The following is a 24,461-nucleotide window of genomic DNA, read 5'->3' as shown; positions in this document are numbered from 1 at the left end:
CGGGACAGGGTGAGGGGGCTTCAATGGCTCAACAGCCGCTTTCCCCCTCACCTACCCGCTTCGCGGACTACCTCTCCTTCGATGTGGGATTTATCCGACATCGACTTTCCAAAAGATCGAGCACGGCAACGGTCGCGTTCGATGCGGGGAGAGGAAGAAGGGGCGGACGTCCATCGGCTCCTTATCTCCCTTGCCGTCTCCATCCCTTTCACGAAGCCCATCCCATGGCCGAACCCCTGATCGAACTGCGCGGCGTCACCAAGCGCTTTCCCGGCATGACGGCGCTGGACGCGATCGACTTCCGCATCGCGCCGGCCGAGATCCTGTGCCTCGCCGGTGAGAACGGCTCGGGCAAGTCGACGCTCATCAAGATCGTCTCGGGCGTCTATGCCTATGACGAGGGCGAATTGCTGATCGACGGCGCGCCGGTCTCCGGCTTCTCGCCGCGCGCGGCCATCGCCGCCGGGGTGCAGGTGATCTATCAGGATTTCTCGCTGTTCCCGAGCCTGACCGTGGCCGAGAACCTCGCCATGGGCCGGCTGCTGAGCGAGAACCGCCGCCTCGTCGCTCCCGCCGAATGCCAGCGCCTCGGCGCCGAGGCGCTGGCCCGGCTGGATGTGACGATGGACCTCGACGCCCGCGTCGGCTCGCTCTCCACTGCCGACCGGCAGATCGTCGCCATCGCCCGCGCTTTGATGAGCCGCACCCGCCTGCTGATCATGGACGAGCCGACCACCGCGCTCACCGGTCGCGAGGTCGAGCGGCTCTTCGCCATCGTCCGCGAGATCAAGGCCAAGGGCATCGCGGTGCTGTTCGTCAGCCACAAGATGCGGGAAATGCTGGAGATCTCCGAGCGCATCTGCGTGTTCCGCAACGGCCGCAAGGTCGAGGAAGGCCCGACCGCCGAATTCACCGAAGGCCGCATTACCCGCGCCATGACCGGGCAGGACATCGGGCAGGAGCGCTATGTCTGGTCCGGCGACATCGCGGCCGAACCGCGCCTGTCGGTGCGCGCGCTCGGCGTCGGCGAACGTGTGCACGACGTCTCCTTCGATCTGCGCGCCGGCGAGATCGTCGGCTTGTCCGGCCTGCTCGGCTCCGGGCGCACCGAACTCGCGCTCGCCCTGTTCGGCATGGAGCCCGGTCATCGCGGCGAGGTGCGGATGGACGGCGCGCCGCTGAAGCTGGAAACCGTGCAGCAGGCGGTCGAGGCCGGCATCGCCTATGTGCCGGAGGACCGCCTCTCCGAAGGCCTGTTCATGACCCAGTCCATCGCCCGCAACATGGTGGCCAGCGCCATCGACCGGGTGACGCACGGCCCCTTCCTCTCTGACGGCGAGGCGACCGCGCTCGCCGAGCGCACCGTCGCCGACATGCGCATCGCGACCACGGATGTCGACAAGCAGGTCGGCAAGCTGTCGGGCGGCAACCAGCAGCGCGTCATCATCGGCCGCTGGCTGCTGACCGGCCCGCGGGTGCTGATCCTGAACGGGCCGACGGTGGGCGTCGACATCGGCTCCAAGGCCGAGATCCACCGCCGCATCCGCGACCTCGCGGTGAAGGACGGGCTCGCCGTGCTGATGATCTCCGACGACGTGCCGGAACTGCTGCAGAACTGCAACCGCATCCTCCTGATGCATCGCGGCGCGATCGAGGCCGATCTCGACCCGCGCGGCCTCGAGGAGGACGACATCCACACCCGCCTGAAGACGCTGCGCTGATGGATCGCCTCAAGACACTCCTGCGCCGCTCGGAAACGGCGGTCTTCGTCATCGTCGTCCTGATCATGGTGCTGATCGGCGCGATCAACCCCGCATTCTGGCAGGCCGACAACCTGTTCAACCTGCTGCGCGCCAACGTCATCATCGGCATCATGGCGCTGAGCGTGCTCACCGTGATGATCTCGGGCGGCATCGACGTGTCGTTTCCAGCCTTCGCGGCGGCGGCGATGTATCTCACCGTGCTCGCCATGGAGGCCACCGGCTATCAGGGCGTCGTGCTGCCCTTCATCGGCGCGACGCTGATCGGGCTGGTGTGCGGGCTGTTCAACGCGGTCTTCATTTCCACCTTCCGCATGATCCCGCTGATCGTCACGCTGGGCTCGGCCTCGGTGGTGCGCGGGCTGCTGCTCGGCCTTGTCGGCACCTCGATCGTCAATATCGACCGCATGCCGCCGGCCCTCATCGCCTTCGGCCGTTCCAGCCTCGACATCGGCGGGGCGAAGCTTTCCGCGATGGTGTTCGTCTATCTCGGGCTCGCCGTGCTGGTATGGCTGTTCCTCACCCGCACCATGACGGGGCGCTCCATCTTCGCCTATGGCGACGACGCGGAATCGGCCAAGCGCGTCGGCTTCAACACGCGGCGCACGGTCTATGTCGCCTATGGCCTCGCCGGCGCGCTGGCGGGCTTCGCCGGGCTGCTGCATTCCTCGATGATCTGGCTCGCCAATCCGCGCGATTTCGTCGGCTACGAGCTGGACGTGATCGCGGCGGTGGTGCTGGGCGGGGCGTCCATCTTCGGCGGGCGCGGCTCGGTGCTGGGCACCGTGCTCGGCGTGTTCCTGCTGGTGCTCATCAAGAACAGCCTCATCATCATGCGCATCGACAACACCTGGCAGGGCGTGGTGGTCGGCTGCGTCATCGTGCTCGCGACCGCGCTCACCGCCTGGCGCGACCGCAAGGCCGCGGCATGAGGGGGAAGGACACCATGGACAAGCGTCTCGACCTCTCGCGCTTCATCAGCCGCGACAACAACATCCTCCAGCTTCTGGTCATCACCGCGCTGATCTTCGCGCTGATGAGCTGGCTGGAGCCCAACAAGTTCCTGCGCTACTACAATTTCGAGTCCATCAGCTTCATCTTTCCCGAGCTCGGCATCGTCGCCATCGCGATGATGCTGGCCATGCTCACCGGCGGTATCGACCTCTCGGTGATCGGCATCGCCAATCTTGCCGGCATCCTCGCCGGGGTGTTCTTCACCCGCATCTATCCCGGCGACCCGTCTGCCGGCATGGCGGGGGAGATCGCCCGCGTCGCGGCGGGCGTGATGCTGGCGCTGGGGGTCGGGCTGATCGCCGGCACGCTGAACGGGCTGCTGATCGCGAAAGGGCGGATCACGCCCATCCTCGCCACGCTCGGCACCGGGCAGATGTTCACCGGCCTGTGCATGGTGCTGACCGGCGGCCCCGCCATCGTCGGCTTCCCGGCCTATTGGGGACTGATCGGAAACGGCAAGCTGTTCGGAATCGCGGTGCCGCTGCTGCTGTTCCTCGCAGTGGCGGTGCTGATCGCGGTGATGCTGACGAAGACGCCCTTCGGCCTCAACCTCTTCCTCATCGGCACCAATCCGCGCGCCGCGGTGTTCGCCGGGCTGAAGACCGAGCGGATGGTGCTCTGGTCCTACATGCTCAGCGGCACGCTGGCGGCGCTGGCCGGCATCGTGCTCTCCGGCCGCACCAATGCGGCGAAGTCCGACTACGGAAACTCGTATCTGCTGCAGGCGGTGCTCATCTGCGTGCTCGGCGGCACCAATCCGGCGGGCGGGCGCGGCACCGTGCTTGGCATCGCGATCGCGGTGATCGCCCTGATGCTGCTGGCCTCCGGCTTCCAGATGATGCGGTTCTCCAACCACCTCATCGACTTCATCTGGGGCGGCTTCCTGCTGCTCGTCATGGTGCTGAACGCCTTCAGGAACCGCGAATGACCCTCATCCATCTCGACCCGCGCGCCTTCGGCGAGAGCGAGACCCTCTTCGTCGAGCATGAGGGCCTCACCGCCACGCTGTGGCGCTATCCCACCGGTGTCGAGGCGGTGCGCCTCGCCAATGAGCGCGGCGCGCTGGTGGTGCTGCCTTTTCTCGGCCAGATGATCTGGTCGGCGGCCTTCGACGGCGTCGACCTCACCATGCAGAGCATCTTCAAGGCGCCGCGCAAGGTGCGCACCATCGCCGAAACCTATGGGTGCTTCGCCTTCCATTCCGGCCTGCTGCGCAACGGCGTGCCGGGGCCGACAGACACCCACCCGGCCCATGGCGAAATGCCCTGCGCGGCGATGGATTCCGCCGGCATCGAGGCGGGAACGGACGGGCGCGGGCCCTATCTGCGCCTGTTCGGGACTTACGAATACGCCATGGGCTTCGGGGCCCACTACATGGCGCGCCCCAGCGTGACGCTCTACGCCGGCTTGGCCCGTTTCGACATGGGAATCGAGGTGGAGAATCTCTCCGCCGGCGACGACATGGACCTGATGTACATGGCGCATGTGAACTACGCTTTCGTCGAGGGCGGCGAGATCCTTCAGCCGGCGCCCTTCGATGCCGCGCACACCCAGGTGCGGCGCGCGGTGCCGGCCCATGTGACGCCGAACCCGGACTATCTCGCCCGCATCGCGGCCCTCGCCGCCGACCCTTCGGGCGCCCGCATCGTCCGCCGGGCGGACGGCTATGATCCCGAGCAGGTGTTCTACCTGCACGGCCTCGCCACCGACGATGAGGGGGCGACCACGCTGATGCTGCGCCGGCCGGAGGGCGACGCTTTCCTCGCGCGCTACCGGCCGGCCGCGTTCCCGCACACGGTGCGCTGGATCCTCGCCGGCCACGACCAGTCGGTCTGCGCCTTCGCGCTGCCCTCGACCTGCGAGCCGGAGGGCTACGCCGCCGAGAAGGCCAAGGGCAACGTCATCCGCCTGCCGGCCGGGGCGTGCTCGCGTTTTTTCGTGGAGCTCGGCCATCTCGATGCGGCCGAATGCGCGGCGCTGGCGGGCGGCAACTGAACCCGGAACAGGGGCGAAGGGGAGAAAACGGGATGTCGAAGATCGCCGTCGTCGGGTCCAACATGATGGACCTCATCACCTATGTGGACCACATGCCGCTGCGCGGCGAGACGGTGGAAGCGCCGAGCTTCGAGATGGGCCACGGCGGCAAGGGCGCCAATCAGGCGATCGCCGCAGCCCGTCTCGGCTCAAAGGTGGCGATGGTCACCCGCGTGGGGGACGACACCTTCGCCGATGCCACCCTCGCCAATTTCCAGCGCAACGGCATCGACGTCGCCCATGTCATCCGCACGCCGGGCCTGCCGTCCGGGGTGGCTCCGATCTTCGTCGAGCCGTCGGGCGAGAATTCGATCCTCATCGTCAAGGGCGCCAATGCAGCGCTCTCGCCCGCCGACGTGGACGCCGCCGCTGATCTCATCCGGGGCTGCGCGCTGATCCTGATGCAGCTCGAGATACCGGTGGAAACGGTCTACCACACGGTGCGCCGGGCACGGGAATGGGGCGTGCCGACCCTGCTGGTGCCGGCCCCCGCGCTGCCGGACCTCGATGTCGCGCAGCTCGCCGACCTCGCCTTCCTTACCCCCAACGAAACCGAGCTCGCCACCCTCACCGGCCTGCAGGTGGAGAGCGAGGCGCAGGCCGAGGCGGCCGCCAAGGCTCTGGTCGGGCGGGGTATCGGCACGGTGATCGTGACCATGGGCGGGCGCGGAGCGCTGCTGGTGACGGACGGGGAGGTCCGCCGCATCGAGCCGGTGAAGGTCGAGCCGGTCGACACCACCGGGGCGGGGGACGCCTTCATCGGCGCCTTCGCGCATTTCGTCACGAGCGGCCTGCCGGTGCCCGAGGCGCTGGGCGAGGCCGGCAGATATGCGGCCGATTCCATCACCCGCCGCGGCACCCAGCGCTCCTACGCCACCGCCGCCGAATTCCGCTCGCGCTTTCCGGGCTGAGCGGGCCGAACGCGGGCTTCAGATGCCTGTCTGGTCGCCGATGCCTGAGCGGTGTTCAGACACGCCTATCCTGTGGGCCGTTCCGATGGCCGCGGATTACAGCGTCCGGAGAACGTCGCCGGCGAGGCGGGCAACGACGTCCACATGCCTTCGCGCCTGCGCGCGCGCCGCGTCCGCGTCACCCGCGCGGATGGCGCCGACGAGGTCGCGCATCTCGCCGATGGCGGCGGCATGGCGGTCGGGTGTCGCGATGGTCATGCCGCGCAGATGGTTGATGCGGGCATTGAGCGAGCGCACCACCTCCCACGCCACCGGCTTGCCGGCGACCCGGAACAGTCCTTCGTAGAAATCCGTGGTCGCCTTCAGCACCATCCGCGCGCCGAGCGAGCGGAAGGCCGCGTCGATCCGGTCGATGGCGGCGTCTAGTTCCGCGAGGTCCTGCACCGTTGCCCGGCCGGCGCAGGCATGGGCAGCCTCGCCTTCCAGAAGGGCGCGGATCTCGTAGATCTGGGCGGCCTGCGCGGCATTCGGCCGGGCGACGGCGGGGCCGTGCTGAGGAATGGTCTCGACCAGCCCCTCCGCTTCCAGATGGCGCAGCACCTCGCGCACCACGCTGCGGCTGACTCCGAGCCTTTCGCACAGTGTCCGCTCCACAAGGCGTTCGCCGGGCTTGAAGCGGAAATCGAGAATGGCGTCGCGCATCTTCTCCAGCGTGAGCGCGCGCAGCGTGGTGACGCTGCGCTCGACCTTCATTTCTGCCGCCGATTCCCGAGCTACTTCCAGCGCCGATGCGGCTGCGGGTGCAGGCGGGTTCCTCGTCTCCATCACCGACATCGCTTTCCCTCCCCCGAACGTTTGGACCCGATGCCGATTCAAAGCAATTGACGGCAGTCTCTTATGGTATACCATCTTATCATAATATTACTCGATGGCCCAGTGGGGTCTCCCGCCCGGACGGAACGGACATGTCGCTTCAGCTTCGCAAGGTCGTCACCTACACCGAGACGACGTTCATTGAGGGTGGCCGCCCCGCGCCGACGCCGCTGCGCCTGTTCGCGGCTGCCGCGGTGCTGAAGAACCCTTGGGCCGGACGCGGCTTCGTCGAGGACCTGAAGCCGGAGATCCATGCCGTGGCACCACGGCTCGGTGCCGAGCTGACGCAGGAGATCCTGAATCTCGCCGGTTCGGGCGAGGCGGTGGAAGCCTATGGCAAGGCGGCGGTGGTCGGGACTTCCGGCGAGGTCGAGCATGCCTCGGCGCTGATCCACACGCTGCGCTTCGGCAACCACTATCGCAAGGCGGTCGGCGCCAGGAGCTACCTCGCCTTCACCAACACCCGCGGCGGCCCGGATTGCCCGATCGTGATTCCACTGATGGACAAGCTCGACGAGGGCCGGCGCTCGCACTACCTCACCATCCAGTTCTCGATCCTCGATGCCCCGGCGCCGGACGAGATCGTGGTCGCGCTCGGCGCTTCCATCGGCGGACGGCCGCACCACCGCATCGGCGACCGCTACCAGGACCTCGAGGAACTCGGCAGCACCCAGGGTCTCGATGCGGCACAAGGTTCCGAGGTTTCACATGGCTGAGCCGGCGGAGAGCGTGCCCCATCTCGCCGGGGCCGGTCTGGTGGTGCATGGCGGTCGCGATGGCGCCCCGGTTCATACCCGTTTCCGCCGTGCCGGCGCGGGCTTGCCGGTGGTGCTGATCCACGGCGTCGGCATGGCGGGCGAGGCGTGGGAGCCACAGATCGCGGCGCTCAGGACCCGCTTCGACGTCATCGCCATCGACATGCTGGGCCATGGAGGTTCCAGCCTGCCGGCGACGGATGCCCGGCTTTCGGACTATGCGGATCAGGTGATCGCGGTGCTCGACGCGCTTGGCTTGCCGGCGGCCGCGGTGATCGGCCATTCCATGGGCGCGCTGGTGGCGCTGGAGACGGCGCTTGCTTATCCGGCCCGCGTCCTCGGCGTTGCTGCGCTGAACGCCGTGTTCTGCCGCACGCAGGAACAGCGCGACGCCGTGCTCGCCCGTGCCGATGCGCTGGCGGCAGAGAATGCGCAGGCGCAGGCTGCCTCTCGCACCGCCTCCCATGATGCTGCCATTGCCCGCTGGTTCGGCGAGCCGGTTCCCGCTTCGCTCGACGCTGCCGCCGCGCAGGTCCGCCGCCTGCTCGCAGCCGGCGATCCGGTCGGCTATGCCCGGACCTATCGCCTGTTCGCGACCTCCGACGACGCCCATGGCGAGCGTCTGTCTAGCCTTGCCGTCCCGGCGCTGTTCCTGACCGCCGAGGACGATCCGAACTCGACGCCGGCGATGTCGGCGGCGATGGCCGCGATCGCGCCGCAAGGGCGCTGCGAGGTGATCGCCGGCGCCCGCCACATGATGAACCTCACCGCGCCGGACGAGGTGACCGGCCGGCTGGTGCGATTCCTCGACGGGCTCAGCGGGGCTTCGGGGGAACGGGCGGCGGCGCTGATCGCCGCCTTCGACACCCGTGCCTTCCGGCAGGCGCTGGGTTCCTTCCTCACCGGCGTCACGGTCGTCACGACCCGGCAGGCCGACGGCGAGCCGCGCGGCTTCACCGCGAACTCCTTTTCCTCCGTCTCGCTCGATCCGCCGCTGGTGCTGGTCTGCCTCGCCAGGACCGCGTCGAGCTTCGAGACCTTCACCGCCGCCGGGCATTTCGCGGTCAGCGTGCTGTCTGCGGTGCAGCGGGACGTCTCCGCGCTGTTCGCTTCCAAGCAGCCGGACAAATTCGCCCAGAGCCGCTGGCATGAAGGCCCCGCCGGCAGCCCCGTGATCGACGGCGCGGCCGCCTGGTTCGACTGCCGCCGGCACAGCATTGTCGAGGCCGGCGACCATGTCATCCTGATCGGTGAGGTGGCGGGCTTCGGCGCGAGCGCGGCGGCGCCTCTCGGCTATTGCCGCGGCGCCTATGTCGATCTCGCCCTGTCGCAGGAGGTGGTCGCCGCGCGCGACGAGCCGGCCAAGGTCGGCGCGATCCTGGAGCGGAACGGGGCCGTGCTGCTGGTCGAGAACGCGGGCGGCCTGTTCGATCTGCCGACCGGCAGCCGGCTGGAGCCGCAGGACAATCCCCGCAGTCTGCGTGCCGCGCTGGACCGCCTCGGCGCGCCCGCGCGGCTCGACTTCCTGTTCGCGGTGTTCGAGACCCCGAATGCCGGGCACGGCGCGGTGTCGATCTATTATCGCGGCGTGCTCGAAGGCGAGCCCGCGGCGGGTTGCGGGGCGCGGCTGGTGACGTTCGACGCCATACCCTGGTCCCGCCTGCCGGACGAGGCGGTGCGCTCCATGCTGGGGCGCTATGTGCGCGAGCGCAGCGAGGACGCCTTCGGCCTTTATGTCGGCGACACCGAGCGCGGCACCATCCACCCGGTCGGGCGGATGCGCTGACGACGCCTCTCAATCTCTTCCCGGCGCGACACGACAGGATTGCGACTGATGAAATTCTCGCTCTTCGTCCATATGGAGCGCGCCGATCCGGCCATCCCGCACCGGCGACTGTTCGACGAACTGGAAGAGCTGGCGCTGATGGCGGAGGACGGCGGCTTCGAGACGGTGTGGATCGGCGAGCATCACGCGATGGAGTTCACCATCGCGCCGAATCCCTTCATCCAGCTCGCGCATCTTGCCGCCCGCACCTCGCGCATCCGGCTCGGCACCGGCAATGTGGTGGCGCCGTTCTGGCATCCGCTGCGGCTCGCCGGCGAGGCGGCGATGACGGACGTCGCCTCCAATGGCCGGCTCGATCTCGGCATCGCGCGCGGGGCCTATGTGTTCGAATATGAGCGCATGCTGCCCGGCCTCGATGCGCTACAGGCCGGTCAGCGCATGCGCGAGATCATTCCGGCGCTGAAGCGGTTGTGGGAGGGCGACTATGCCCATGAGGGCGCATTCTGGTCGTTCCCCGTCTCCACCGCTTCGCCCAAGCCGGTGCAGAAAGGGGGCGTGCCGATCTGGGTGGCGGCGCGCGATCCGGCGAGCCACGATTTCGCGGTGGCCCAGGGCTGCAACGTGCAGGTGACGCCGCTCGCGGCCGGCGACGGCGAGGTGGTGAACCTGATGGCGCGTTTCGATGCGGCGGTCGCCGGTCATCCCGAGATCCCGCGTCCGCAGATCATGCTGCTCCAGCACGCCTATGTCGCCGACAGCGAGGCCGAGGCCGAGGCGATCACCGACGAGCTGTCCTATTTCTACGCCATGTTCGGCGCGTGGTTCGCCAATAAGCGGCCGATCCGGCAGGCGATCATGGACCCGCTCACGCCGGACGAGCGCGCGGCGCTGCCGAACTGTGCTCCAGAGGTGATCCGGCGCAATCTCGTCATCGGCCAGCCGGACGAGGTGATCGCGCGGCTGAAGGGCTATGAGGCGCTGGGCTTCGACCAGTTCTCGCTGTGGATCGACGGCGGGCGCGACCATGCGCGCAAGAAGAAGGCGCTCGACCTCTTCATCCGTCACGTCATGCCGGCCTTCGGCTGAAGGGAGGGGAGCATGGCAACGCTGCGCGACGATTTCCGGCTCTATATCGACGGCGCCTTCGTCGAAGGGGAAGGCCGTTTCGAGAGTATCGACCCCTCCACCGGCGCGCCCTGGGCACGGATGCCGGCGGCCGGCGTGCACGATGTCGAGCGGGCGGTGCAGGCGGCGCACCGGGCCTTCGGCGACCCGGCCTGGGCAGGGCTTACCGCGACCGCGCGCGGCAAGCTGCTGATCCGGCTCGGCGACCTCGTCGCCGCGCATGCGCAGGAACTGGCCGAGCTGGAGACCCGCGACACCGGCAAGATCATCCGGGAAACCCGCGCGCAGATCGGCTATGTCGCGGAATATTATCGGTATTTCGGCGGCCTGGCGGATAAGGTCGAAGGCGCGCACCTGCCCGTCGACAAGCCGGACATGGAAGCCTGGCTGCGCCGCGAGCCGATCGGCGTGGTGGCGGCGGTGGTGCCGTGGAATTCGCAGCTTTTCCTCTCGGCGGTAAAGCTCGGTCCGGCGCTGGCGGCGGGTTGCACCGTGGTGCTGAAGGCCTCCGAGGACGGGCCGGCACCCTTGCTGGCCTTCGCCCGGCTGGTGCGTGAAGCTGGCTTTCCGCCCGGCGTCGTCAACATTGTCACCGGCTTCGGCGAGAAGTGCGGGCGCACGCTCACCGCCCATCCGCTGGTCGCCCGCGTCGCCTTCACCGGGGGCCCGTCGACCGCGCGTCACGTGGTGCGCAACACCGCCGAGAATCTCGCTTTCACAACGCTGGAACTGGGCGGCAAGTCGCCGGTGCTGGTGTTCGACGACGCCGATCTCGAGAGTGCCGCGAACGCCATCGTCGCGGGTATCTTCGCAGCCTCGGGGCAGAGCTGCGTCGCCGGTTCGCGGCTGCTGGTCCAGAAGGGCGTGCACAAGGCGTTGCTCGGTGTGCTCAAGGACAAGGCCGAGCGCATCCGCATCGGCGATCCGCAGGATCCGGCAAGCGAAATGGGTCCGCTCGCGACGCAGCGCCAGCTTGCGCATATCGAAACGGTGGTGGCCGCCAGCATCGAAGCCGGCGCGCGGCTGGTGACCGGCGGCCGACGACCCGAGAAGCTGGCCGAGGGGCTGGCGGCCGGCAGCTATTACGCCCCCACCATTCTCGCCTGCGCCGGCAATGAGCTGCCTTGCGCGGCGGAGGAACTGTTCGGCCCGGTACTCAGCGTCATGCCTTTCACCGATGAAGCGGATGCGGTGGTGAAGGCCAATGACAGCCGGTTCGGGCTTGCCTCGGGTGTGTTCACCCGCGACCTCACCCGTGCCCACCGGCTGATCCGGCGCCTGCGGGCCGGCATCGTGTGGGTGAACACCTATCGCGCGGTCTCGCCCATCGTGCCGTTTGGCGGCTATGGCGAATCCGGCCTCGGGCGTGAGGGCGGGCTCGAATCGATCCGCGACTACACCCGCACAAAGTCGGTCTGGATCCGCACCTCGGACGAGCCGATCGCCGATCCCTTCGTGATGCGCTGAACAGGCAGGACCGATGATCTACGAGATGCGTACCTACCGGCTGAAGACCGGAACCGTGCCGACCTATGTCAAGCTCGTCGCGGAGGAGGGCATCGCCATCCAGAAGGGCCATCTCGGCCAGCTTGTCGGCTATTTCTTCTCGGATATCGGATCGCTCAACGAGATCGTCCACATCTGGGCCTATTCCGGCCTCGATGACCGTGCCGAACGCCGGGCGGCGCTGAACGCCGATCCGGCCTGGCTTGCCTTCCTGCCGAAGATCCAGGCGCTGATCGAGACGATGGAGAACAAGATCCTGCTGCCGACGGCGTTCTCCCCGCTCGCCTGACGGGCGGGGCTGCCGTCATCTTTCGCCGAGATATCGGAACAGGGTCGTCTTCCACCAGTCGGAGTGGGTCGCGTCGAGCAGGGCGATGTCGACGTCGCGGCGCAGCGGGCTGCCCAGTGGCAGCGCGATGCCGTAATTCTGCGGATCGAAAACCACGTCGAGCATGTCGGCCGAGGTGGAAAACTGCTGCAGCACGATCCAGGCCAGCAAGGGCTTGTCATAGACGAACGCGTCGATCCGCTTGTCCTGCATCGCTTTCAGCCCGTCCTGCGCCGTGGCGAAGCCCTGGAAGCGAATGCGCTCGGCGGTGAGGTATTCGACCGTGGCCGAGCCGTTCACCGCTCCCACCCGCACGCGGGAGAGGTCGGCGGCGCTGTTCACCAGTCCCTGCAGTTGGCGCGTGGTGAGCGCGGAGGTGACGCCGGCGGTGAACACCGCGAGCGCGATGACCGAGACCACCATCCACACGATCGCGACGGCCCGGCCGGCCATTGTGGTGGGGGCGACGTGGCCGGTGCTGGCCTGGGTCATCGCTTCGGCGGACCACCAGATGCCGGCGCCGATTCCTTTCCCGGCCGCACCCTTGAAATGATCGTTGCGGTTGCGTTCGAACAGCCAGACCAGCACTCCGACGAGCAGCGCGAGACCGATCAGCGCGCCAACCGCCTGCAGGAAGCCGAACGAGACCAGGGTGTGGACCAGCAGTTCCCACATCGAGGGCGCGGCCAGCGGCACGGCGATGCCGAGCCCGGTCGCGTAGAAGGGCTGGCTGAAATCGACGATCCGCGCCCGCGGAGAGGTGATGGTGATCGCCGCGACGGCCGCGTCATATGTCCCGGCCGCCGTCTGATCAATCAGCGCCTTGACGGTCGGCTCCTCGACCAGCCGATAGTCGAGGTTGAGCTGGCCGGCGATGCGCTTCCACAGATCGATGCTGATGCCGCTCCAGGTGCCGTCCTTGCCCTTCATCGCGAAGGGCGGTGCCTCCTTGGTCGCCACCACGAGCGTGCGGCCCGGCGGTGCCGGGACCGCGGGCGCGTCCTCGGCGTGGAGCGGGAGGGTGAGGGCGAACAGAGCAAGGATGAGGGCTACGAGACGCATGCGCCGCATCCTGCCATTACCGCATGGCGAGGCAAGCGATGTCCTGTGCTGCAGTGCGGGGATCAACAGCCGGCGGCGTCAGGCACCGGCCGGCCGGAAATCATCCTCGATATAGGCGTCGAGAATGGCTTCGAAATCCCGGTCTCCGGCAAAGCCCAGCGCATGGGCGCGCGCCGCGGTGAAGTTCCGCGGCCATCCGCCGACGACGCGGGCGACCGCAGGATCGGGCCGGCGCCGGATCAGGTTGACGGCAGCATCCCCCGCCCGGCGGCGCAGCGCCTCGATCTCGTCGCCGATCGTCACCGACACGCCCGGCATGTTGAGGCTGCGTCGGGCGCCGAGCGGCGCCGTATCGAGGCTCGCGGCATGGACGAGGTAGCCCACCGCCGCGCGGGGCGAGGCGATCCAGACCCGCAGATCGTCGTCGACCGGCAGATCCGCCTCAAGCCCGTTCAGCGGCTCGCGGATGATGCCGGAGATGAAGCCGGACAGCGCGGCATTCGGGCGGCCGGGCCGCACGCAGATCGTCGGCAGCCGGATCGCCACGCCGTCCAGAAATCCCTTGCGGCTGTAATCGGCCAGCAGCAGCTCGGCGATGACCTTCTGCACGCCGTAGCTGGAGGCCGGCGCGGTGAGATAGTCGTCGTCCACCACCTCCGGGAAAGGCGCCCCGAATACCGCGAGCGAGGACGTATAGACAAGGCGCGGCACATAGCCCGGCACGGCCCGGATCGCTTCGTACAGCGCACGCGTACCGTCGAGATTGATCCGGTAGCCCTCCTCGAAGCGCGCTTCGGCCTCGCCAGAGACGATGGAGGCGAGGTGAAAGATGATGTCGGGTCGGGTCGCTATCAGGCGCTCGCCACCGCCGGGGGCCGCGTAATCGCTCGCCAGCACCTCGACGGGGAAGGGCATAGCTGCCGGCGGCGTCGTTTCCACCACATCGTGCAGCACGGCACCCGTGATGGGCACGCCGCTGATCGTGCCTTGCTCTGCGAGATGATCGAGCAGCTTGCGCCCGATCATGCCGGCGGCGCCGAGGATGAGGATCTTCATCGCGGATGGCTCCAGATGTGGGGGCGGGGTGAACGTTCGGGTCCGTGAGGAAGCGCGCCGGAACCAGCACGCTCTGCGGGAACAGGGTGAGAAGCGCAAGCACGATGCGCGGCGCCATGAGGAACGGCCGCACCCTCTCGATGGCGAGCGCAAGGCCGACCTCGTTTCCCTCTTGTGGATCCGGGTGCGCCGTCGAGGGCGCGCCCGAACGGTGGCGTCACTCGATGATGTTGAAGTCCTTCAGATACTCGTCGGACAGTTCGATCCCGAGACCCGGCAGGTCGTCGTCGAGCTGGAGGAAGCCGTTCTCCGGCTGCGGATCGCCCTTGAAGATGTAATAGAAGAGCTCGTTGCCGACCTCGACGTCGTGCACGGGGAAGAACTCGGCCATCGGCGAGGCCAGTGTCGACATGGTGAGATGATAGTTGTGCATCTGGCCGGCATGCGGGATGATCGGGATTGAATAGGCTTCCGCCAGCGCATTGATCTTGCGCGCCGCGGTGAGGCCGCCGACCCGGTTGGTGTCGTACTGGATGACGTCGACGGCACGCTGGTCGACGAGCTGCTGGAATCCGGCCAGCGTGAACTCGTGCTCGCCGCCCGAGATCGGCAGCACGCCAAGCTTCCGCAGCTCCTTGTAGCCCTCGATGTCGTCGGCGATCACCGGCTCCTCGAGCCAGCGGATGTTGAAGGGTTCCAGCAGGCGGAGCATCCGCTTGGCATATTCGAAGGTCCAGCCCATGTAGCATTCGCACATGAGATCGCGGTCGGGGCCGATTACGTCGCGCACGGTGCGCACCAGCTCCAGGTTCTTCTTCATGCCCTCGGGCCCGTCCTGCGGACCCCAGCCGAAGCGCATCTTCACGGACTGGAAGCCCTGGTCGACATAGGACTGGGCCTCCCGTGCCAGTGCATCGAGCGGCTGGCCGTAGAGCTTCGAGGCATAGCAGCGGATCTTGTCTTTGGTCCGCCCGCCGAGCAGCTTGAAGACCGGCTTGCCGACCTCCTTGCCCATCAAGTCCCAGATGGCGATGTCGATGGCGCTCATCGCGGTCATGCCGATGCCCTTGCGGCCCCAGGCATGGGTCCGGCGGTACATCTTCTGCCAGATATATTCGGTATCGAACGGATCCTCGCCGATGACCAGAGCCGCATAATATTCGTCGATCGCCGACTTGGTGACACGGGGAGCAAGCGCCGCATTGCCGATGCCGACCGTGCCGTCCTCGGTCTCGATCTCGCAGACCAGCCAGCCATGGAAGCGGAAACTGCCCATGTTGTCGCCGCGCTCGAACAGCAGGTCGGCGGCGTTGGTGCAGAAATTGCGCGCGGGAGGGACGATCTTGCCCTTCCACTCGAAAACGCGGGTGCGGACGTTCTTGATCTTCATGACAGACACGCGGGTGCTGGCGTTTCAGGGAGGTGTTCAGGCAGCGTCGCGGCGCGATTGCGCCATCGCGCAGAGGATGTTGAAGGCGGCCTGGGTGGCGCCGACATTGGCCTTGCCCTCGCCATAGATGTCGAAGGCGGTGCCGTGAGCCGGGGTGGCGATGGGAATCGGAAAGCCGCCATGCACGGTCACGCCGCGCGAGAAGCCCATGAGCTTCATCGCGATCTGGCCCTGGTCGTGATACATGGTCACGATCGCATCGACATCCTTGGCCCGCAGGAAGATGGTGTCGGCCGGATACATGCCGATCACCGGGTAGCCTTGTGACTGGGCGGCTTCGACCGCGGGTCCGATCACGTCGATCTCTTCCCGCCCGAAGCTGCCATTGTCGCCATTGTGCGGGTTGAGGCCGCACACCGCGATGCGCGGCTCGGCGATGCCGGCCTTGGCGAGCGTGGTGCTGGCAAGGCGAATGGCCCCGAGGATCTTCTGCTCGGTGATGAGGCCGGAAACGTCCTTCAGCGGCACATGGCTGGTGACGCGGCTGGTCCAGAGGCCATCCAGCGTGTTCAGCTCGCCGAACGGACCATTCGGCTGAAGGAGTTCGGCGAACCAGTGGGTCTCGTCGGGATGTGCCAGGCCCGCCATGTGCATGGAGTGCTTGTTCAGCGGCGCGAAACACACGGCGTCGGTAACGCCTTCGACGGTGAGTTCGATGGCCTTCTGCAGCGTGTCGAGCGCATAGCGTCCGCCATTGGCGGTCGAGACCGCGCGCTCGAACGGGGCCTCGCCGCCGCCGCGATAGTCCCACAGGACAGGCGTGCCGGAGGTAAAGTCGCGGGAGCGCGGATTGTCGGTCAGGGTGTAGTCGAAGCGCTGGCCGGCGATCCGCATGCCCTCTTCGAGTTCGGAACGGTCGGCGATGATGAGGAAGTCGGCACGCTCGCGGTTCGCCGCATCGCCGAGAAGACGCGCGACCAGTTCGGGGCCGATGCCGGCGGGATCGCCGAGGACGATGGCGAGGCGGGGCTTCATGGAAGTCTCCTTCAGACGGGGACGCGGCGAGCGCTCATCCAGCCGATGAGGCGTGAGAGGAGCGGCCAGAGGGCGAGGGCGAAGGCGAGCGTGGTCAGGGTGCCGGCGATGGCCGTGCTCCAGAAGATGCCGAGCGAGCCGTTCGACAGGATCATCGACTGGCGGAAGGCATCCTCGGCCTTGTCGCCGAGCACCATGGCAAGGACCAGCGGCGCGATCGGATAGTCGAGCTTTTTGAAGACATAGCCGACGACGCCGAAGATGAGCGCCAGCACCACGTCGAACATGCTGTTTGAAACGGTGTACGCGCCGGTGAGGCACACCACGACGATCAGCGGGCCGATGATCGAGAAGGGCACGCGCAGGATCGCCGAGAACAACGGCACCGTGGCGAGCACCAGGATCACTGCGACGACGTTGGCGAGATACATCGAGGCAATCAGGCCCCAGACGAAGTCGTGCTGCTCGGTGAACAGCATCGGACCGGGCTGGAGGCCCCAGATCATCAGGCCGCCCATCATCACCGCCGCGGTGGCGGAGCCGGGCACGCCGAGGGCCAGCATGGGCAGCAGCGCCGAGACGCCGGCGGAGTGATCCGCCGCCTCCGGCGAGATGATCCCCTCGGGCTCGCCGGAGCCGAAGCGTTCCGGCCTGCGGGAGAAGCGGCGCGCGACGCCATAGGACATAAAGGAGGCTGCGGTCGGGCCGCCGGGCGTGATGCCCATCCAGCAGCCGATCAATGTGGAGCGAACGAGGGCGAGCCAGTAGCGCGGCATGCCGGCCATGGTGCGGAAGACGGTGGCGAGGTCGATCTTGGCGTGGATGCCGTCGAATTTCAGGCCCTGCTCGACCGTGATCAGGATTTCCCCGATGCCGAACAGTCCGATCACCGCGACGAGGAACGTCACGCCCTTCACGAGCGGGTCGTAGCCGAAGGTGAGCCGCATTTCGCCCGACACCGTGTCCATGCCGACCGCCGCCAGCGACAGCCCGATCAGCAGCGCGGCCGCGGTCTTCAGCGGATGGCCGCTGCCCATGCCGATGAAGCTGCAGAAGGCGAGGAGGTAGACGGCGAAATATTCCGGCGAGGAGAAGCGCAGTGCGATGCCGGCGATGGAGTTGGCCAGCAGCGTGACGAGCACCACCCCGACCAGCGCGCCGAAGCCGGCGGCGCTGAAGGCCGTCGCCAGCGCTTCGGTCGGCTTGCCCGCCTTCGCCATGGGATAGCCGTCGAAGGTCGTGGCGACGGACGAGGGCTCGCCGGGGATGTTGAACAGGATCGAGGTGGTCGATCCGCCGAACAGCGCGCCCCAATACATGGAGGAGAGCAGGATGATCGCGCTCACCGGGTCCATCGAGAAGGTGAGCGGCAGCAGCAGCGAGACGCCGTTCGGCGCGCCGAGGCCGGGCAGTACTCCCACCAGGATGCCCAGAAGCACGCCGCCGATCATGAGGGCGACGTGATAGGTGCTGAGCGCGGTCTGGAAGCCGACGAGGAGCGAGGCGAAATCAGACATGGCCAGCGATCCTCAATAGATGCCGAGCATGCTCTCGATCGGTCCCTTTGCCAGTGGCACGCGGAACCAGATCTCGAACACCAGGAAGAACACCGCCATCACCACCGCAGCGAGGGCGATCGAGCGCAGCCAGCTGAAATCGCCATGCCGGCGCATCATGTAGGCGAGATAGACGAAGGAGGGGACGTAGCAGCCCAGCCACGGCATCAGTGCGACCAGCGCCGCGGTCGGCAGGAAGACGGCAAGGCTAGCGCGCAGCTCGGTGGCCGATACGAAGCTTTCGCTCCGGTCCATCCGCAGCGACTGGATGAAGATGCCGGTGCTGACCGCGATCAGCAGAAGGCCGATGCGGAATGGGAAATAGCCCGCGCCGGGCCCCGCCTCGCCCCAGCCGATGTCGTGGCCGAGACTTTCGGTGGCGACGATGCCGCCGAAGATGGCGACCGCTACCGCGGTGCCGAGTTCAATCGATCGCCGTCGAGCCAGCATGGTCGAGCGTCCGGTGATGATGCGGGAAAAGAAAGACGCGGACCAAGGGCCCGCGCCGGGCGAGGAGGATACGGGAACGGGCGTTCCGGCCGACGGAGTGACGGGAGACAGGCGTCAGTTCACCAGCCAGCCATCTTCCGCGAACTGGGCGCGGTTCTTGGTCTCGTCCTGCTTGATCGCATCGGCGAAAGCCGGCCCGGTGACGAAGGCCTCGCTCTGCGAGGTGCGCGCCAGCCAATCCTTCCATTCCGGGGTCTGGCGGACCTTGTCCATCACCGCCGCATAGAAGGCGACCTGCTCATCGCTGGTGCCCTTGGGCAGCCAGACGGTACGCGGCATCTGGTACGTATCGAGCGGAATGCCGGCCTCGACGCAGGTCGGGATGTCGGCCCAGGACTTGCCGTCGGCGACCGGCTCCTTGTAGGCGAGGCGCTTGGAGGAGAAGACGCAGAGCGGACGCACCTTGCCGGCCTTCCACTGACCCACATTCTCCTGCGGGTTGTTGGTGTTGGCCTCGACATGAGCGCCGGCGAGCTGCACCGCCGCCTCGCCGCCCGACTTGAAGGGCACATAGGTGAACTTCACGCCCGTGGCTTTCTCCAGCCGGCGGACGAGGATCTGGTCGGTGTCCTTGGACTGGCTGCCGGCGACCTTCATGCCGCCATTCTGCTTGCGGGCGGATTCGATGAATTCCGCCGCTGTCTGATACGGCGCCTCGCTGTTGGTCCACAGGATGAACTCGTCCACGGCCATGCTGGCGACCGGACGAAGGTCGCTGGAGGCGTAGCCCATCTTGGTCACGAGCGGCAGCAGCCATTCATTGTTGGTGCCGAAGACCACCTTGGTCGGGTCGCCATCGGCGCCCTTGCCGTAGACGAAGGCTTCCGAGCCCGCGCCACCGCCCTTGTTCGAGACGATGACCGGCACCGCCATCAGCTCGTGCTTCTGGATGATGGATTGAACGAGGCGGGCGAACTGGTCGGTACCGCCGCCGGGGCCGGAGGCGACCACGAATTCGACGGGGCGGTTCGGCTGCCAGTCGGCGGATGCGGACGTGGCGGTGAATCCGGCGCCGAGGGCACCGAGCGAAGCGACGGCAAGAGCCGCCGCGACCGGGGAACGCATGGCAATCTCCTTGGATGGTTTCCTCAGGCAACGGTCTTTGCGCCGTCATGTGAGGCACTGTGGCGGGGGTCGTCCAACTTGTCAACTGGATCGGTCACCAGTCCAGTAGACCAGAGGTTATGAATGGCTTAGGCTGATGACATCGCGACCATGTGCTAGATGGTCGGTATCGCAGGCGGTCGGCCGTCAGGGGCGGCGCATCGTCGAACAGATCGGGACGCGCCGGATGCTTCAGAACTTGCCGGATCTCAAACAGCATCTGTCCAAGCGCACCATGCGCGAGCAGATCGCCGAGCGCCTTGCCGGGATGATCCAGTCAGGGCTGCTCAAGATCGGCGACGAATTGCCGAGCGAACGGGAGATTGCCCAGATGCTCGACGTCAGCCGCGAGACCGTGCGCGGCGCGGTGCAGATGCTCGCGGCCATCGGCATGGTGGAAATTTCGCAGGGCGCGCGCACCCGCATCATCGGCACGGAAGGTTTCGGCCGTTCCACATTGCCTGACGCCGCCGAACTCTCCCGCTACGGTGCGGAGGATGTCTACCGCGCACGCTTGCTGATCGAGGTTTTTGTCGTGCGGTCGGCGACGCAACATATCGACGCCGATACGCGGTACCGCCTGCACAGGCTCGTCGAAGCGCAGGCGGAGATGACCGAGGATCCCATCCGCTTCCTGATTTCGGATGCCGAATTCCATCAGCTCATCTTTCGCGCCGGCCGCAACTTGTTGCTGGCGCATTTCCTCGACGAGGCCTATGGCTTCGCCCTCACCTGCCGTCGTCAGGCCCTGCTGGAGCCGGGCGCGGTGGGGCGCAGCGTGGAGGACCATCGCCTCATCGTGAGCGCGTTCGACGCGCGTGATCCGGATGCGGCCGCTGCCGCGATGGAGCGGCACATCACCCGGGTGCACGAAACCACCCTGCAGGTGCTGGAGGCCTAAGCGCCCGGCATCCGTCCCGGCGGCGTGCGGCTGGGCCATCACAGGACCTCCGCCACACGGGAAGCATCCGCCTTCGCTCCGAAGAACGCGGCGTCCTGCTGGACGCGCAACGAGAGCAGCTCGGAGCCGGCTGCGATCTCGATATCGCCGAACGTGATGGCCTGCCCGCGTGCCACGTCGCGGGCGAGCCGGCAATTGGCGGCGAGGTAGAACGGGGCCGGCGTCTGTGCACTGAGCGGTGCGCCGGGGAGCAGTTCGGCCTGCGTGCCTTCGATCGTGTGGTGGTGCCCGCCCATGGCAAGCATGCTGCCGGCCCTGAGATCGTCGGTTGCCCTTGCGATGAGATCAAGATGCGGGCACGGAGCAATCCCCCCACTGGAGGCGCCGAGCAGCGCGGCCTCCAACACGCTGGTCGCGGCCTCGATGCCGAGCAGGTGGCGCGGCAGGTAGACCATGGCGGTTGAGCCGTCGCGGCTGATCGGATGGCCTTTCTCGGAAAGCATGTCCCAGCTCTCCCCGTCGGTGCAGCGCACCAGCACGAAGACGCCGCCGGCAAAGCTCGCCTCGTCGGGCGCACGCAGGCAGTGGAACACGTCGAGGCGTCGCGTGCCCTCGATCAGGCCGCCTTGCGAGCGCTCCGCCAGCAGGCTGGGTACTTCCGGAATACGGGCGATCGGAGCATGCAGATCCGGCTGGTCGGGGTGAAAACCGGTGGCGTTGCCGACGACCAGCAACTCGCACAGATCCGGCACGGCTCGCTGCGGTAGGGCCGCAGCCGCCGCCGCGCGGGCTCGCACGATCTCCGCCGCCGGGCGATCGCCGAGCGCCCAGCACGACGCGAAGTCGGGCGCCGGGATGGTGCGGCCATTGCTGCTCAGCGCTCCCGTCTGCGCGTCGAACACGAAATCATACTCGCTCGCCTTTCCCGCCGCGACGATCTCCAGCCCGAGTGTCTCGGCCCAGCTGATAAGGCCGATGAGCAGGCTCGGCTGATCGCCGTCGACGGGCGTCACGACCCGACCGCGTTCGGCGGCAAGCCGGGCGAGGCCAGGCCCGACCACGCTGTCCACCTCCTTCGAGACGAGCGCGACATGACGGTCGGCTTCGATGGCGAGCCTGGCATGGCGGGCGCCAGCTTCCGGATGGCCGGTAGCCTCGACCACGACCTCGACCGGAAGGTCGAGAACGAGAGAAAGATCGGCGGCGGCAATGAAGTCGCCGGCAGCGAACGCGGCCCGCGCCTCGACTGCGCTGGTGCAGATGCGGATGCGGCGTGGCTCCACCCCGACCGCGCGGAACGCTGCCGCCGCGATCTCCGCGTCACGATCCACGGCGACACGCGCACGCATTTTCGGCACGCGAAGCCCTTGCGCGAGGAAGCTGCGCCCGAAGCCGCCTGTTCCGACGATGCAGGTTTCGACCGGGGGGCGATCGGCAGCAAAATAGCGATGGAGGTTCATGCGGCGCTCCCGATCACCCCCGAGGGGCGATGGATGGGGTGGTGAAAAGAGATGGCAGACATTGCCATGTGCTGGTCAGAAATCGCGAGTAATTGAATGCAATTTATCGCGGAGTAAGAAGCCGACACGGAATTGCCGGCAATAGGGTTTTTCCCACTTCGTTGCATCTCCGATCCAGCAAGGTGCTTTGCAGCGATTTACCAGGTTTGAATGTCGAGTATCGCGCTGCGGACTTATGGGTGGGCGTCGGAAATCACCATATCAGCGGTTGGCGTGGATGGGATGTAAGTGTCTATGATTTATTAGTATTATTCTCATTGTGGATAGATGCGTCCATCGCAACGGGTTCCGGATTTCAGGATCCCAAACGCTCCATGAGCTGATCATGACGGGCTCTTGTGATGGACGTTATCCCTGGGCGTCGCTGCCGGGGATGAAACAGCGTTCTTTATGATCTTCCCATATTGCATGTAATCTTCCGCGTTCGTCAATGGGCTAGACCGAGATTGGCCGATGTGAGATTATTGTTGCATGCAATTTTATGATCCCGCTCCGGTTGATGTTACATGTGGAGCCTCCGAAGGAGGTGTCGGCGTCCGGGGCCGGCGCGCTATGTTCGTGGTCGAGCGGCTGCGCGACATGATCATTGCCGGCGACCTCGCCGCGGGCGCGCGCATCTCCGAGCGCATGGTGACCGAGAAACTCAACGTCACCCGTACGCCGTTGCGCGAAGCGCTGAAGATTCTGGAGGCAGAGGGCCTGGTGCGCATCGTCCCCAATCGGGGAGCCGAGGTCGTCATGCTCTCGCTGGCGGAGGTCGAGGCGGCGATCGAGGTTCTGGTCGGGCTGGAGAGCGTCGCTGCAGAGCTCGCCTGTCTACGCGGCACCGAAGCAGAGTTCGCGGCTATCGAGGAGCGGCATCGGGGCATGGTTGCGCATCAGCAGGCCGGGGACCTGATGGGATATTTCCATCTCAATCAGGAGATTCATCAGCTCATTGTCGACTGCGCGCACAATGAGGCGCTGTCGCGCGTCTACCGTACCGAGTCCGCTCGGATCCGTCGCTACCGCTTTGCCGGCAATCGATTGGCTGAACGCTGGAAGAGGGCCATTGTCGAGCACGAACAGATGCTTGACGCCCTGCAGCATCGCGAAGGGGCGGTGCTGCGTGAGATTTTGCGCAGCCATCACATGAATGGCTGGCGCGTGACCCGAGAGATCCTCGCCGCTACGACAGGCCCGGATAGCTGACCGCGAAACTCAACTCCGGATCCTCGTGCAGGTCCCAATAGTCCTCCCAGATCTGCCGGGTGATGGGGCCGACCTGCCCGCCGCCGACCTGTTTGCCATCGAGCGCCGTGACCGGCATGATACCGGCGGCGGTGGTGCAGAAGAAGATCTCGTCGCAGCGATAGGCGAGGTCTACCGGCACATGCTCAAGCCGGGTTTCGATCCCGCGGGTGGCGGCGATCTCCATAACCGTCCTGCGGGTGACGCCTTCCAGCACGCCGCGCTCCGGCGTGTAGAGAACGCCATCCTTCACCAGCACGACATTGTAGCCGGCGCCTTCGGTGATGTTTCCGTCGCCATCGGTCAGGATCGGGTAGATGGCATCGCGATCCAGCGCCTCCATGAGGCCGCGGGTGAAATCACCCCATTGCAGGTTCTTCACCGTGGGATCGAAGGCGCCCGGCGGCGTGCGCCGGACGGTGCGGGTGATGATGGCCGGCACGCCGGTGCGCTGCATGTGCGGCGGCACCACCCAGACATAGGGCGAGATGAACATGTACAGATTGTTCGTCAGCTCTTCCGGCCGATTACCGCGCACCTGCTTCAGGCCGCGCGTGAGGGTTATGAACACGAAGGCATCCCGGATGCCGCTCTTCGCCGCCATCTCCACCAGCGTGGCATGCAGGCTGGTGCGATCGAGCGGGCAGCGCAGGCGCAGCTTCGCGCAGCTTCGTTCGAAGCGGTCGAGATGGTCATCCAGCCGGAAGAACCGCCCGTTCCAGATCGCGGGCACATCATAGGTGAGATCGGAACGCAGGAAGCCCTGATCCATCAATGGAATGCGGGCCTCGTGGAGCGGCACCATCTCCCCCGCGACCCAGGCAATGCCCTCGGCAAAAGCGTTGCTGCTCGCCTTCAATGCGGCGAGACGGTCCTCATAGCCGGCAAAGACGGCTTCCATGCTGCTCACGACGGGCTCCTGATGGGTATGCCTGTCTCGGCTGGGCCGAGGCGGTGAAAACGATGGACGGTGGCGGTTACGCCGCGCTTGCGCACGGCATCTTA

22 protein-coding genes are annotated in these 24,461 nt (G+C 66.9%); 12 read left to right on the top strand and 10 right to left on the bottom strand.

Features of this window, described 5'->3' with window-relative positions; all coding sequences use genetic code 11:
- Window positions 1–224: 224 nt before the first annotated feature.
- The 5 genes from MWN34_RS14715 to rbsK are packed head-to-tail and all read left to right on the top strand — an operon-like array spanning window position 225 to window position 5,719.
- Entirely contained in the window at window positions 225–1,721 is a 1,497-nt protein-coding gene (locus tag MWN34_RS14715) for a sugar ABC transporter ATP-binding protein (RefSeq protein WP_247030062.1), read from the top strand.
- Window positions 1,721–2,692: an ABC transporter permease gene (locus tag MWN34_RS14710; protein WP_247030061.1), complete on the top strand. Its 972-nt coding sequence runs from the start codon at window positions 1,721–1,723 to the stop codon at window positions 2,690–2,692. Before MWN34_RS14715 ends, MWN34_RS14710 begins: the two co-directional genes overlap by 1 nt.
- Before the next feature lie 14 nt (window positions 2,693–2,706).
- The gene (locus tag MWN34_RS14705) at window positions 2,707–3,702 is read left to right on the top strand and encodes an ABC transporter permease (protein WP_247030060.1); all 996 of its coding nucleotides are present in this window, start codon (window positions 2,707–2,709) and stop codon (window positions 3,700–3,702) included.
- Entirely contained in the window at window positions 3,699–4,769 is a 1,071-nt protein-coding gene (locus MWN34_RS14700) for a DUF4432 family protein (protein ID WP_247030059.1), read from the top strand. The genes MWN34_RS14705 and MWN34_RS14700 overlap by 4 nt, the downstream gene beginning before the upstream one ends.
- Before the next feature lie 32 nt (window positions 4,770–4,801).
- Window positions 4,802–5,719 (top strand): ribokinase, encoded by a 918-nt coding sequence (rbsK, locus tag MWN34_RS14695; protein WP_247030058.1) that lies wholly within the window; start codon window positions 4,802–4,804, stop codon window positions 5,717–5,719.
- 96 nt (window positions 5,720–5,815) lie between these two features.
- Here the strand turns inward: rbsK and MWN34_RS14690 are convergent, their stop codons facing one another.
- A complete protein-coding gene (locus MWN34_RS14690; RefSeq protein WP_247030110.1) occupies window positions 5,816–6,472 on the bottom strand; it encodes a GntR family transcriptional regulator in 657 nt (218 codons plus the stop codon).
- A 212-nt stretch (window positions 6,473–6,684) separates the two neighbouring features.
- On the opposite strand from MWN34_RS14690, the gene MWN34_RS14685 reads away from it, so the two are divergent.
- From MWN34_RS14685 to MWN34_RS14665, 5 genes are read left to right on the top strand one after another with little or no spacing between them, the layout of a single operon-like run.
- Entirely contained in the window at window positions 6,685–7,308 is a 624-nt protein-coding gene (locus tag MWN34_RS14685; RefSeq protein WP_247030057.1) for an amino acid synthesis family protein, read from the top strand.
- Window positions 7,301–9,133, top strand: a complete 1,833-nt coding sequence (locus MWN34_RS14680) for an alpha/beta fold hydrolase (RefSeq protein ID WP_247030056.1) — start codon at window positions 7,301–7,303, stop codon at window positions 9,131–9,133. Before MWN34_RS14685 ends, MWN34_RS14680 begins: the two co-directional genes overlap by 8 nt.
- A 48-nt stretch (window positions 9,134–9,181) precedes the next feature.
- Window positions 9,182–10,219, top strand: a complete 1,038-nt coding sequence (locus MWN34_RS14675; protein WP_247030055.1) for an LLM class flavin-dependent oxidoreductase — start codon at window positions 9,182–9,184, stop codon at window positions 10,217–10,219.
- A gap of 12 nt (window positions 10,220–10,231) precedes the next feature.
- A complete protein-coding gene (locus MWN34_RS14670; RefSeq protein ID WP_247030054.1) occupies window positions 10,232–11,725 on the top strand; it encodes an aldehyde dehydrogenase in 1,494 nt (497 codons plus the stop codon).
- 13 nt (window positions 11,726–11,738) lie between these two features.
- Window positions 11,739–12,053, top strand: coding sequence for an NIPSNAP family protein (locus MWN34_RS14665; protein WP_247030053.1), 315 nt, complete (start codon window positions 11,739–11,741; stop codon window positions 12,051–12,053).
- A gap of 15 nt (window positions 12,054–12,068) precedes the next feature.
- Here MWN34_RS14665 and MWN34_RS14660 read toward each other — a convergent pair whose 3' ends face one another.
- The 7 genes from MWN34_RS14660 to MWN34_RS14630 form a co-directional block, all read right to left on the bottom strand.
- A complete protein-coding gene (locus tag MWN34_RS14660; RefSeq protein WP_247030052.1) occupies window positions 12,069–13,154 on the bottom strand; it encodes a transporter substrate-binding domain-containing protein in 1,086 nt (361 codons plus the stop codon).
- 78 nt (window positions 13,155–13,232) lie between these two features.
- A complete protein-coding gene (gene denD / locus MWN34_RS14655; protein WP_247030051.1) occupies window positions 13,233–14,210 on the bottom strand; it encodes a D-erythronate dehydrogenase in 978 nt (325 codons plus the stop codon).
- 217 nt (window positions 14,211–14,427) lie between these two features.
- A complete protein-coding gene (locus tag MWN34_RS14650) occupies window positions 14,428–15,600 on the bottom strand; it encodes an L-rhamnonate dehydratase (protein WP_247030050.1) in 1,173 nt (390 codons plus the stop codon).
- A gap of 36 nt (window positions 15,601–15,636) precedes the next feature.
- Window positions 15,637–16,635, bottom strand: a complete 999-nt coding sequence (locus tag MWN34_RS14645; protein ID WP_247030049.1) for a 4-hydroxythreonine-4-phosphate dehydrogenase PdxA — start codon at window positions 16,633–16,635, stop codon at window positions 15,637–15,639.
- A gap of 11 nt (window positions 16,636–16,646) precedes the next feature.
- Window positions 16,647–18,152, bottom strand: a complete 1,506-nt coding sequence (locus tag MWN34_RS14640; RefSeq protein WP_247030048.1) for a tripartite tricarboxylate transporter permease — start codon at window positions 18,150–18,152, stop codon at window positions 16,647–16,649.
- Between the two features lie 12 nt (window positions 18,153–18,164).
- Window positions 18,165–18,641 (bottom strand): tripartite tricarboxylate transporter TctB family protein, encoded by a 477-nt coding sequence (locus tag MWN34_RS14635; RefSeq protein WP_247030047.1) that lies wholly within the window; start codon window positions 18,639–18,641, stop codon window positions 18,165–18,167.
- Between the two features lie 114 nt (window positions 18,642–18,755).
- Window positions 18,756–19,766, bottom strand: coding sequence for a Bug family tripartite tricarboxylate transporter substrate binding protein (locus MWN34_RS14630; RefSeq protein ID WP_247030046.1), 1,011 nt, complete (start codon window positions 19,764–19,766; stop codon window positions 18,756–18,758).
- A 274-nt stretch (window positions 19,767–20,040) separates the two neighbouring features.
- Between MWN34_RS14630 and MWN34_RS14625 the strand changes: the two genes are divergently transcribed.
- The gene (locus MWN34_RS14625; RefSeq protein ID WP_247030045.1) at window positions 20,041–20,706 is read left to right on the top strand and encodes a FadR/GntR family transcriptional regulator; all 666 of its coding nucleotides are present in this window, start codon (window positions 20,041–20,043) and stop codon (window positions 20,704–20,706) included.
- Between the two features lie 38 nt (window positions 20,707–20,744).
- Here the strand turns inward: MWN34_RS14625 and MWN34_RS14620 are convergent, their stop codons facing one another.
- Window positions 20,745–22,166, bottom strand: a complete 1,422-nt coding sequence (locus MWN34_RS14620) for an NAD(P)H-dependent oxidoreductase (protein ID WP_247030044.1) — start codon at window positions 22,164–22,166, stop codon at window positions 20,745–20,747.
- A gap of 612 nt (window positions 22,167–22,778) precedes the next feature.
- On the opposite strand from MWN34_RS14620, the gene MWN34_RS14615 reads away from it, so the two are divergent.
- Window positions 22,779–23,417, top strand: coding sequence for a GntR family transcriptional regulator (locus tag MWN34_RS14615; protein WP_247030043.1), 639 nt, complete (start codon window positions 22,779–22,781; stop codon window positions 23,415–23,417).
- Here MWN34_RS14615 and MWN34_RS14610 read toward each other — a convergent pair.
- On the bottom strand, window positions 23,395–24,357 hold the full coding sequence (locus tag MWN34_RS14610; protein WP_247030109.1) for an aminotransferase class IV: 963 nt from the start codon (window positions 24,355–24,357) through the stop codon (window positions 23,395–23,397). The genes MWN34_RS14615 and MWN34_RS14610 overlap by 23 nt on opposite strands.
- Window positions 24,358–24,461: the final 104 nt, after the last annotated feature.

Source organism: Ancylobacter crimeensis (assembly GCF_023016805.1).
Classification (GTDB): domain Bacteria; phylum Pseudomonadota; class Alphaproteobacteria; order Rhizobiales; family Xanthobacteraceae; genus Ancylobacter; species Ancylobacter crimeensis.
The sequence above is the reverse complement of the archived record's forward strand: the minus strand, read 5'-3'. Positions and strand labels throughout refer to the sequence as shown.

Excerpts from the sequence above, each read along its gene's own strand:
- MWN34_RS14675 (WP_247030055.1), top strand. The coding sequence starts at position 9,182 with ATGAAATTCTCGCTCTTCGTCCATATGGAGCGCGCCGATCCGGCCATC.
- MWN34_RS14715 (WP_247030062.1), top strand. The coding sequence starts at position 225 with ATGGCCGAACCCCTGATCGAACTGCGCGGCGTCACCAAGCGCTTTCCC.
- MWN34_RS14630 (WP_247030046.1), bottom strand. The coding sequence starts at position 19,766 with ATGCGTTCCCCGGTCGCGGCGGCTCTTGCCGTCGCTTCGCTCGGTGCC.
- MWN34_RS14685 (WP_247030057.1), top strand. The coding sequence starts at position 6,685 with ATGTCGCTTCAGCTTCGCAAGGTCGTCACCTACACCGAGACGACGTTC.
- MWN34_RS14690 (WP_247030110.1), bottom strand. The coding sequence starts at position 6,472 with ATGAAGGTCGAGCGCAGCGTCACCACGCTGCGCGCGCTCACGCTGGAG.
- denD (WP_247030051.1), bottom strand. The coding sequence starts at position 14,210 with ATGAAGATCCTCATCCTCGGCGCCGCCGGCATGATCGGGCGCAAGCTG.
- MWN34_RS14710 (WP_247030061.1), top strand. The coding sequence starts at position 1,721 with ATGGATCGCCTCAAGACACTCCTGCGCCGCTCGGAAACGGCGGTCTTC.
- MWN34_RS14635 (WP_247030047.1), bottom strand. The coding sequence starts at position 18,641 with ATGCTGGCTCGACGGCGATCGATTGAACTCGGCACCGCGGTAGCGGTC.
- MWN34_RS14660 (WP_247030052.1), bottom strand. The coding sequence starts at position 13,154 with ATGCGTCTCGTAGCCCTCATCCTTGCTCTGTTCGCCCTCACCCTCCCG.
- MWN34_RS14610 (WP_247030109.1), bottom strand. The coding sequence starts at position 24,357 with ATGGAAGCCGTCTTTGCCGGCTATGAGGACCGTCTCGCCGCATTGAAG.
- MWN34_RS14645 (WP_247030049.1), bottom strand. The coding sequence starts at position 16,635 with ATGAAGCCCCGCCTCGCCATCGTCCTCGGCGATCCCGCCGGCATCGGC.
- MWN34_RS14670 (WP_247030054.1), top strand. The coding sequence starts at position 10,232 with ATGGCAACGCTGCGCGACGATTTCCGGCTCTATATCGACGGCGCCTTC.
- MWN34_RS14650 (WP_247030050.1), bottom strand. The coding sequence starts at position 15,600 with ATGAAGATCAAGAACGTCCGCACCCGCGTTTTCGAGTGGAAGGGCAAG.
- MWN34_RS14665 (WP_247030053.1), top strand. The coding sequence starts at position 11,739 with ATGATCTACGAGATGCGTACCTACCGGCTGAAGACCGGAACCGTGCCG.
- MWN34_RS14700 (WP_247030059.1), top strand. The coding sequence starts at position 3,699 with ATGACCCTCATCCATCTCGACCCGCGCGCCTTCGGCGAGAGCGAGACC.
- MWN34_RS14620 (WP_247030044.1), bottom strand. The coding sequence starts at position 22,166 with ATGAACCTCCATCGCTATTTTGCTGCCGATCGCCCCCCGGTCGAAACC.
- MWN34_RS14640 (WP_247030048.1), bottom strand. The coding sequence starts at position 18,152 with ATGTCTGATTTCGCCTCGCTCCTCGTCGGCTTCCAGACCGCGCTCAGC.
- MWN34_RS14615 (WP_247030043.1), top strand. The coding sequence starts at position 22,779 with ATGTTCGTGGTCGAGCGGCTGCGCGACATGATCATTGCCGGCGACCTC.
- MWN34_RS14625 (WP_247030045.1), top strand. The coding sequence starts at position 20,041 with ATGCGCGAGCAGATCGCCGAGCGCCTTGCCGGGATGATCCAGTCAGGG.
- rbsK (WP_247030058.1), top strand. The coding sequence starts at position 4,802 with ATGTCGAAGATCGCCGTCGTCGGGTCCAACATGATGGACCTCATCACC.
- MWN34_RS14680 (WP_247030056.1), top strand. The coding sequence starts at position 7,301 with ATGGCTGAGCCGGCGGAGAGCGTGCCCCATCTCGCCGGGGCCGGTCTG.
- MWN34_RS14705 (WP_247030060.1), top strand. The coding sequence starts at position 2,707 with ATGGACAAGCGTCTCGACCTCTCGCGCTTCATCAGCCGCGACAACAAC.